The organism is Caballeronia grimmiae, from assembly GCF_000698555.1.
Classification (GTDB): domain Bacteria; phylum Pseudomonadota; class Gammaproteobacteria; order Burkholderiales; family Burkholderiaceae; genus Caballeronia; species Caballeronia grimmiae.
The window spans coordinates 1-8,978 of sequence record NZ_JFHE01000079.1 but is presented as its reverse complement, the minus strand read 5'-3'; the positions used below and the strand labels follow the sequence as shown (position 1 = coordinate 8,978).

Here is an 8,978-nt window from a genome sequence, read left to right as displayed (position 1 = left end):
ACGTCGGCTGCATTCCGTCGAAGGCGCTGCTGCACACGGCGCTCGTCATCGACGAAGCGGCCGAGCTTGCGGCGCACGGCATCAGCTTCGGCGAGCCGAAGATCGACCTCGACAAGCTGCGCGGCTTCAAGGAAGGCGTCGTCAAGAAGCTGACCGGCGGTCTCGCGGGCATGGCGAAGGCGCGCAAGGTGCAAGTGGTGACGGGCGTGGGCACGTTCGTCGATCCGCATCACATGGAAGTGCAGGGCGAGGGCGGCAAGAAGGTCGTGCGCTTCAAGAAGGCGATCATCGCGGCGGGCTCGCAGTCGGTGAAGCTGCCGTTCTTCCCGGATGATCCGCGCGTCGTCGATTCCACCGGCGCGCTCGAACTGCGTCAGTTGCCCGAGCGCATGCTGGTGGTGGGCGGCGGCATCATCGGGCTGGAAATGGCGACGGTCTATTCGACGCTCGGCGCGCAGATCGACGTGGTTGAAATGCTCGACGGCCTGATGGTCGGCGCGGACCGCGATCTCGTGAAGGTGTGGGAGAAGTTCAACGCCAAGCGCTTCGCCAATGTGATGCTGAAGACGAAGACCACCAAGGCGGAAGCCAAGGACGACGGCATCTACGTCACGTTCGAAGGCGAGAAGGCGCCGGCCGAACCGCAGCGTTACGACCTCGTGCTGCTGGCCGTCGGCCGCAGCCCGAACGGCGGCAAGATCGGCGCGGACAAGGCGGGCGTCGCGGTGACGGATCGCGGCTTCATCAACGTCGACAAGCAGATGCGCACGAACGTCGAGCACATCTTCGCGATCGGCGATCTCGTCGGCCAGCCGATGCTCGCCCACAAGGCGGTGCACGAAGGCCACGTCGCGGCGGAAGCGGCGCACGGCGAGAAGGCTTACTTCGACGCGCTGCAGATTCCGTCGGTCGCGTACACCGATCCGGAAGTGGCCTGGGCCGGCAAGACCGAGGAGCAGTGCAAGGCCGAAGGCGTCAAGTACGGCAAGGCAGTGTTCCCGTGGGCGGCGTCGGGCCGTGCGATTGCGAATGGCCGCGACGAAGGCTTCACGAAGCTGATCTTCGACGAAGAGACGCATCGCGTGATCGGCGGCGGAATCGTCGGTCTGAACGCGGGCGATCTGATCAGCGAAGTGTGTCTTGCGATCGAGATGGGCGCGGACGCAACCGACATCGGCAAGACGATTCACCCGCACCCGACGCTCGGCGAATCGGTGGGCATGGCGGCGGAGTTGTACGAAGGCGTCTGTACCGATCTGCCGCCGCAGCGGAAGAAGTAACTTCGCGTTCCAGGAAGGACGAAGGCGCGTTCCTGCAAGGGAACGCGCCTTTTTCATGGGCGACCCGGCGCGGACAACAAAAAACCCGGCCGAAGCCGGGTTCCTTGTTTCAACCTTCGCATGCAGACCGCATGCGTGGCCGATGTCTTACGCGACGGTGCGCTTTGCCGAAACCGCAGCGGTGCGAGCAGCTTGCTCGGTCGCTTGCGTGGCAGCCTTCGTCGCAGCCGTGGCGGCGGCGTTGAAGTTGCTTTCCGCGATTTCGACAGCTTGCTTCGTTGCCTTGTGAACGGTTTCGTACGTCGTGTTCGCGGCGGTGATGGCCGACTTCATCACGGCGACAGCCGTTTCCGAACCAGCAGGCGCGTTCTTGGCGACGTTGTCGACGAGCGTCTGCACCTTGCGGTTCTGCTCTTCGTACTGCGCTTCCGCGACGCGGGCAAATTCAGCTTGCGTAGCCGATGCGATTTCATACAGGTGACGGCCGTACGACAGCACCTTTTCCGCGACCGGCTGGGTCAGGCTGGCTTGCAGCGCGAGCAGTTCCTGCGCGTCCTTCACGGACAGCGCGCGTTGCGCGTTTTCCTGGCTTTCGGCGAGCGTGGACTTCACGACTTGGAGATTCAGTTCGACGAGCTTTTCAACGCCCTCGAACGCCTTGTTCGTCAGACCGAACAGCGTGTCGAAGTTGGCTTTCTGTGCAGCGGCGATTTGCTCGGGGGTCAATAGCGTCATCTCAGGCTCCTTATGCCGACCCATCATCGCGGGTCGTAGTTTGGTAGATGCAGCAACTTGCTGCCAGATGGTGCAGCTCCGGATTGGTGCGTTGCAACATGAAGCCCATTTTAGAGATATTCCGATCGATGTCAAGCGCTTTTTGTGCAATGCACAAATAGGGGAAACCCTTGTTAAACAAGAGTTTAACTACGGCATTCGGTCGGAAAGGGCGTGAACCGGGCGGCGCATGCACCGACGTGGACTAGCGAAAAGCGGCGAGTCCCATGCTGCGCGCGGCTGCGTTGGCGCATGTTGAGACTAAGAAAAATCTCGGATGTTCTTGTTTTTAAGACGTTGCCGTACACCAAATTGTTGAAGAACCGTTAACATTTCGACTGACGATGCAGTGCACACCGGATTGTGAGGGCACAAGCCGCGGCGTCTATTGCCGCGCGCCGTAAGCCCGCCAGCCCCGTTCTTAAAGTCAAGCCTCAAGTTTCAGAAAGAATTGCCGACAGAGCGTAAGCAGCGTGGTCGAAAGCGCGGTTTTCGCAGTGCCGGATGCCTGGCGCACGATCGTTTTTTCCGATCGAGGCGCGCAAAGTTTCAACAATCAGCAATCGTCGCTTACAAAACGGATTAACGTGCGCCGATAAGTGCTTAATATTGCTTAAATTTCGCAGCTTCACTACACTTGGCGGTACTCTCCAGCCGCCCAACAGAACACTAATGAAAACCGAAATGTTTTCGTCGCTCAAGGTGGTGCACGGCGTGGCATTGCGCTCCGCATTGTCTTTCGCCGTATCGCTCGCCGTCGCGACATCTTTCGCAGCGGCTCCGGCTGAAGCCCTCGCCAAGACTACGACTCATAGCAAGACCGTCAAGCAGTCCGCCAAACCCGCCGCCGAAGGCAAGTCCGCGAAACCGGCTCGCGTCGCGAAAGCCGGCAAGGGCGTGCGCACGGCCAAGGCCGCCGCAGCCGATGACGATGAGGACGCGCCCAAAGCATCGCGCAAGCGTCGCGTGAACTACCGGATGGACCCGCATGCGCGACGTGCCGCCGTGCATTCGGTGGCGTATCAGCCGCGCGCGACGTCGGTCGGCCAGGCGTTCGGCCTGCACGACACGCCGGATAGCCTCGCGCTGCGCTCGAGCGTCGCGTATGTCGTCGACCAGGACACGTCCGAGACGCTCTTCGACAAGAACTCTCGCGCCGTCGTGCCGATCGCCTCCATCACGAAGCTGATGACGGCGATGGTCGCGCTCGATTCGCACATGCCGCTCACCGAAGAAATGACGGTGACCGACGAAGACCGGGACTACGAGAAGTACACGGGCTCGCGGCTGGCGGTCGGATCGGTGCTGAATCGCGAAGACATGCTGCACATCGCGCTGATGGCATCGGAAAATCGCGCGGCGGCCGCATTGTCGCGTTATTACCCGGGGGGGCGTCCCGCCTTCATCGCCGCGATGAACGCGAAAGCGAAGGCGCTCGGCATGACCGATACGCACTTCGAGAATTCCACGGGGCTCACGAGCCAGAACGTGTCGAGCGCGCGGGATCTCGTGAAGATGGTGAACGCGGCGTATCAATATCCGCTGATCCGCAAATTCTCGACGGACCGCAGCTACGAAGTCTTCACCGGCAAGCGCACGCTCGCGTACAACAGCACGAATGCGCTGGTGCGCAATGCGTCGTGGGACATCGGCTTGCAGAAGACCGGCTTCATCAACGAGGCGGGTGAATGTCTCGTGATGCAGGCGACCGTGCATGGCCGCCAGGTCATCATGGTGCTGCTGGATTCGTACGGCAAGTACTCGCGTTTCGCCGACGCAGGCCGCCTGCGTTCGTATCTCGATACACTTGGCGAGCCGCGCATCATGAGCGCGGACATGGGCAGCGGCGCGAATCCCTGAGCGCGTCTTCGGGCGCGGGCCGTCAGGCCGAAAAAAAGCCGGAATCGTCGAAAGACGAATCCGGCTTTTTCTTTGGTAGCGGCGATCAGCGATGCGCTTCGCGTTGTCCTTCCGCCGACAGTTCCGGGTGATAGCCGAGCGATCGCGAGATTTCCAGCGCGGTATGGCTCAGTTGCTTGAGCCACGCGTCCTGCAGACGATCGGCCGGCGCCGAAAGGGACAGCCCCGCGACGAGCCGGCCCGTGTCGTCGTAGATGCCCGCCGCGATGCAGCGCACGCCCAGTTCCAGTTCCTCGTTGTCTCGCGCGCACGATTGCTGCCGCACGAACGACAACTCGCGTTCGAGTTTGGCCAGATCCGTGATGCTGTTCTGCGTGTGACCCGAGAGTCCGGTGCGCATCGCGTAGGCGCGCACGCGGGCGGCTTCGTCGGCGGCGAGGAAAAGCTTGCCAACCGACGTGAGATGCAGCGGCGCCCGCCCGCCGATGGCCCGCACGACCTGCATGCCGGAGCGCTCCGAATACGCACGCTCGATATACACGATCTCGTCGCCCTGACGCACCGACAGATTGACCGTCTGGCCCGTCTGCCGATGCAGTTCGCGCATCGGCGGCATCGCGGCTTCGCGCACCGAGAGACGCGCCTTCACGAGATTGCCGAGTTCGAGCAGCCGCATGCCGAGCCGGTACGTGCCGGGATCGGACCGGTCGACCAGCCGGCACAGCACCATGTCATTCAGGATGCGGTGCGCGGTCGACGGATGCAGGCCAGTGCTGTGCGAGAGTTCCTTCAGGCTGACCGGATCGGTGTGGCCGGCGAGTGCGTCGAGCAGACGCATCATGCGTTCGATCACCTGAATGGATGTCTTGGAGTCCGGGTTCGTATCGCTCATCGTGAAAAATCGGTTGATGCGTCAAACAGCGGAAATCGCATTGTATCTCATAATGTGAAAAGACATGACCCGCCGGCGGTCGGATGCGCCACGCTTTTCGCGGATAATCGACCTGCTTCGCTTATTCGAATCAAAAGGAAAATCCTCATGCGAGTCGGTTTATTCGTCACCTGTCTGATCGACATGATGCGCCCGGAAATAGGCTTCTCGGTCATCAAGCTGATCGAACGCGCCGGCTTCGAGGTCACTGTTCCTCCGGCGCAAACGTGCTGCGGTCAGCCGGCGTACAACTCCGGCGATCGCCGGCTGGCGCGCGATCTCGCCGAGAAAACGCTGCGCGAATTCGAGCAGTTCGATTATGTGGTGGTCCCGTCCGGCTCCTGCGGCGGGATGATCCGCGCGCATTACGGCGATCTCTTTCGTGACGATCCCGAGTTGATGAACCGCTTTGCACGGCTGCAGCCGCGCGTCTTCGAACTGACGGACTTTCTCGTCACGGTGGCGAAAGCCCGCATGGAGCCCGGCGTTTTCGACGGCATGGTCACGTATCACGATTCCTGTTCGGGCCTGCGCGAACTCGGGGTGAAGACACAGCCGCGCGAACTGCTCGCGCAAGCCGGCGTGCCTGTGACCAAGATGGCCGGCTGCGAGCACTGCTGCGGTTTCGGCGGCACGTTCGCGGTCAAGTACGGCGATATTTCGACGGCGATCGTCGACGAGAAATGCGCGAACATCAAGGCGAGCGGGGCGCATGCCGTGGTGCTCGGCGATCTCGGCTGCATGCTGAACATCGAAGGCCGCCTGCGCCGGACGGGCGATACCGCGACGCGCGTGCTGCATATCGCCCAGGTCCTTGCCGGCGATGCCCAGCGTCGCGCCTGACCGCCCGAAACATCGACTATCGACGAGTCCATCCATGCAAGTCCAGACGATGCACTTCAAGGCGCGAGCCGGCAGCAAGCTCGCCGACCAACGGCTCCAGCAGAATCTCACCAAACTCTCGACGAAGTTCGTCAGCGCGCGGGCGGCGGCGGTGCGCGACATCGACTTCGAAGCGACGCGCGCCGCGCTCAAGGAGCGCCGCAATCGCGCGCTCGAGAATCTCGACGTCTGGCTTGAAATGTTCGAGCGCGAGGCGACGCGGCGGGGCGCGACGGTGCTCTACGCGGAATCGACGCAGGACGCGGCGCGCCTCGTCGCGGACATTGCGCGCGAGCACGGCGTGAAGAAGGTCATCAAGACGAAGTCGATGGTGTCCGAAGAGATGCAACTGAACCGCGTGCTCGGCGAGATGGGCGTGCAGTCCATCGAGACGGACCTCGGCGAATACATTCTCCAGATCAACGACAACGAACCGCCGAGCCACATCATCGCGCCCGTGGTTCACAAGGACAAGGAACAGATCGCGGACCTGTTCGCGAAGACGCATGGCAAGCCGCGGCTCACCGACATCCCCGCAATGACCCGCGAGGCGCGCGAAGTGCTGCGCCCGCATTTCATGTCGGCGGACATGGGCGTGACCGGTGGCAACTTTCTGATCGCGGAGACGGGGTCGGTCGCGGTCGTGACGAACGAGGGCAACGAGGGCATGTGCACGGTGATGCCGCGCGTGCATGTCGCGGTGACCGGCATCGAGAAGGTGCTGCCGACGCTCGAAGACCTGGCCACCGCGATGCGCCTGCTGCCGCGCTCCGCAACCGGACAGACCACCTCGAACTACTTCTCGCTGCTCACCGGCCCGCGCGCGTCCGACGAAACGGACGGCCCGGAGGACATGTATTTCGTGCTGGTCGACGGAGGGCGCACGGGGCTCATCGGCGGAGAGTTTCAGGACATGCTGCGCTGCATCCGCTGTGGGGCGTGCATGAATCATTGCCCGGTGTATCAGAAGATCGGCGGACATGCGTACGGCTGGGTGTATCCGGGTCCGATGGGCTCGGTGCTCACGCCGGCCTACGTCGGCATCGACAAGACGCTGGACCTGCCGCAAGCCGCGACGCTCTGCGGCGAGTGCAATAGCGTGTGTCCGGTCGGTATTCCGATCTCGGATCTGCTGCGCAAGCTGCGCGAGAAGCAGATGGAGCGCCGGCTGCGCCCGTGGAGCGAGCGGGCGGCGCTCGCAGCGTGGGGCTTTCTCGCGATGCGTCCGGCCGCCTATGCGCTCGTCACCAAGCTGGCAGTGCGCGTGCTGGAGCGCATTGGCGGGCGGGAGAAGAAGCTATCGCGCATTCCGTTCGGCGCCGGATGGACAGACACGCGCGACATGCCCGCGCCCGTCGGCCGCACGTTCCGCGAGCTGTACAAAGCGCAGCAGTCGCATATCGGCTGATTGGCGTCGTACAAAAAGAAAGGCCGCGCCGAATCGCGTGATCCGGCGCGGCCTTTTTCACTATCGCGCGGACGATCAGCCGCCAGTCCGCCCGAGAAAGCCGCGGTCGTTTCCGCCGTGGTTGCCACCACCGCCGCCACCGCCACCACCGCCACCGCCGCCGCGCGACGGAGCCTGCTGCGGTTGTTGTTGCGGCTGCTGCGGCTGCGGCGGATGCGGCCTCACGCCGCCCACTGCCTGCGGCATCGGCGCTGCGTTCGCCTGTGGCGGAGGACCGCCGCCGCCGCGTTGCGGCTGGCCGCCGTCCTGACCGTCGTGGCGGCCGCGACCGCCCTGACCGGCATACCCGTCGCCGTGCGGCCGGTTATTCCAGCCGCCGGGCGGCGGACGGCGATAACCGGGGCTGTCGTCCCAGTAGCGTCGGGGCCCCGAATAGTAACCGCCGCCAACGACGACGCCCGGCTGCACCACCGGCCCGCCGTAATAAGCGGGATAGGCCGGATACGCCGCGTATCCGGGATCGTCGTACACGGGATAACCGCCGCCGTACATCGGACCATCGGGGTAAGCCGCGCATCCGCCCAACAGCAGCGCGGAGGAAAAGACTACTAAGCCAGCGACTTTCATGACCGTTGAAATATTGGTTGCACGTATAAGCATTAAGACACCGCTCGCTGCCCGATGTCCCCGACAACTTTGTAAGCCTTTATGACGGCCTGGCCTGGCCTGTTACAACACTCAGCGAAACTGGCCGATAACTTGCTTGTTGCCAGAGACGCAACGAACCTTCTCTGTTCGATGGCTTTTTCAGCAACGGTCGATTGCGTAACATCCGAACCGTCGACAAATGGGTAAATCGCCCGCAGCGACATCGAACCGAAGACAGTCTCATGAGAAAGACAATATCGACTTACTGGCCTCTCGCCATCCTGCTCATCGCCGCATTGACCTTCTGCATGAATGCCGAGGAGCGTGAATCGGCGGCTGCGCGCCGTCAGCAAGTGGACGTCGGAAGCGTGAGCGCGGAACTGGCTCGCGCGATCTCGTACGGTCTCGTCGAAGCCGACGACGCCGTGACGCCCGCTCCGCACGCCGCCCCGCATACGCTCTGACAGCCGGCATCGCCCACAAAAAATGGCGTCCTCCAACCGAAGGACGCCATTTTTTTTTGCAGCAGACGGCGCTTACTTGATGACGCTCGCGACCGCGTTCGCGACGACGTCCAGATTGCGCGTGTTCAGCGCGGCGACGCAGATGCGGCCGGTGCTCACAGCGTAGATGCCGAACTCTTCACGCAGACGGTCCACTTGCGCAGCGGTCAGTCCGGAGTAGGAGAACATGCCGCGCTGGGCATCGACGAACGAAAAATCGCGATCGACGCCCGCTGCCTTCAGGCGCTCGACGAGACCGTTGCGCATCGCACGGATGCGGTCGCGCATTTCGCCCAGTTCCTGTTCCCACGTCGCGCGCAGTTCAGGCGATGCCAGCACCGCCGCGACGACCGATCCGCCGTGCGTCGGCGGGTTCGAGTAGTTCGTGCGGATCACGCGCTTCAGTTGCGACAGCACGCGCGCCGATTCTTCCTTGGACGTCGTGATGATCGACAGCGCGCCGACGCGCTCGCCGTACAGCGAAAACGACTTCGAGAACGACGACGACACGAACACGTTCAGTTCAGCCGCGGCGAACAGACGCACGGCAGCGGCGTCCGCCTCGATGCTCTCGCCGAAACCCTGATACGCGATGTCGAGGAACGGCACGAGGTTGCGCGCCTTCACGACTTCGACCACTTGCGCCCATTGCGCGGCGGTCAGATCGACGCCCGTCGGGTTGTGACAGCACG

The 8,978-nt window shown here is 63.1% G+C and carries 9 protein-coding genes; 5 read left to right on the top strand and 4 right to left on the bottom strand.

Translation table 11 applies throughout. The features are described from left to right. Positions 1 to 1,280: dihydrolipoyl dehydrogenase (gene lpdA, locus BG57_RS30195; protein WP_035970857.1), on the top strand; the 1,280-nt coding region annotated here is incomplete at its 5' end. A 147-nt stretch (positions 1,281 to 1,427) separates the two neighbouring features. On the opposite strand, the gene BG57_RS30190 is transcribed toward lpdA, so the two are convergent. Further along, positions 1,428 to 2,015 (bottom strand): phasin family protein, encoded by a 588-nt coding sequence (locus tag BG57_RS30190; protein ID WP_035970856.1) that lies wholly within the window; start codon positions 2,013 to 2,015, stop codon positions 1,428 to 1,430. Between the two features lie 711 nt (positions 2,016 to 2,726). Here BG57_RS30190 and pbpG point away from each other — a divergent pair. Beyond that, the gene (pbpG, locus tag BG57_RS30185) at positions 2,727 to 3,914 is read left to right on the top strand and encodes a D-alanyl-D-alanine endopeptidase (protein ID WP_035970855.1); all 1,188 of its coding nucleotides are present in this window, start codon (positions 2,727 to 2,729) and stop codon (positions 3,912 to 3,914) included. An 85-nt stretch (positions 3,915 to 3,999) separates the two neighbouring features. On the opposite strand, the gene BG57_RS30180 is transcribed toward pbpG, so the two are convergent. Next, on the bottom strand, positions 4,000 to 4,806 hold the full coding sequence (locus tag BG57_RS30180; protein ID WP_035970853.1) for an IclR family transcriptional regulator: 807 nt from the start codon (positions 4,804 to 4,806) through the stop codon (positions 4,000 to 4,002). A gap of 147 nt (positions 4,807 to 4,953) precedes the next feature. Here BG57_RS30180 and BG57_RS30175 point away from each other — a divergent pair, with 147 nt between their 5' ends. Further along, positions 4,954 to 5,688, top strand: coding sequence for a (Fe-S)-binding protein (locus BG57_RS30175; protein ID WP_035970852.1), 735 nt, complete (start codon positions 4,954 to 4,956; stop codon positions 5,686 to 5,688). Between the two features lie 34 nt (positions 5,689 to 5,722). Then, the gene (locus tag BG57_RS30170) at positions 5,723 to 7,135 is read left to right on the top strand and encodes a lactate utilization protein B (protein ID WP_035970849.1); all 1,413 of its coding nucleotides are present in this window, start codon (positions 5,723 to 5,725) and stop codon (positions 7,133 to 7,135) included. 75 nt (positions 7,136 to 7,210) lie between these two features. On the opposite strand, the gene BG57_RS30165 is transcribed toward BG57_RS30170, so the two are convergent. Continuing rightward, positions 7,211 to 7,762, bottom strand: a complete 552-nt coding sequence (locus tag BG57_RS30165) for a hypothetical protein (protein ID WP_035970846.1) — start codon at positions 7,760 to 7,762, stop codon at positions 7,211 to 7,213. Between the two features lie 263 nt (positions 7,763 to 8,025). Here BG57_RS30165 and BG57_RS30160 point away from each other — a divergent pair, with 263 nt between their 5' ends. After that, complete coding sequence (locus BG57_RS30160; RefSeq protein WP_035970845.1) at positions 8,026 to 8,247, top strand: hypothetical protein; 222 nt, start codon at positions 8,026 to 8,028, stop codon at positions 8,245 to 8,247. A 72-nt stretch (positions 8,248 to 8,319) separates the two neighbouring features. Here the strand turns inward: BG57_RS30160 and BG57_RS30155 are convergent. Next, a partial coding sequence (locus BG57_RS30155) for an aminotransferase class I/II-fold pyridoxal phosphate-dependent enzyme (protein ID WP_035970844.1) occupies positions 8,320 to 8,978 on the bottom strand: 659 nt, incomplete at its 5' end.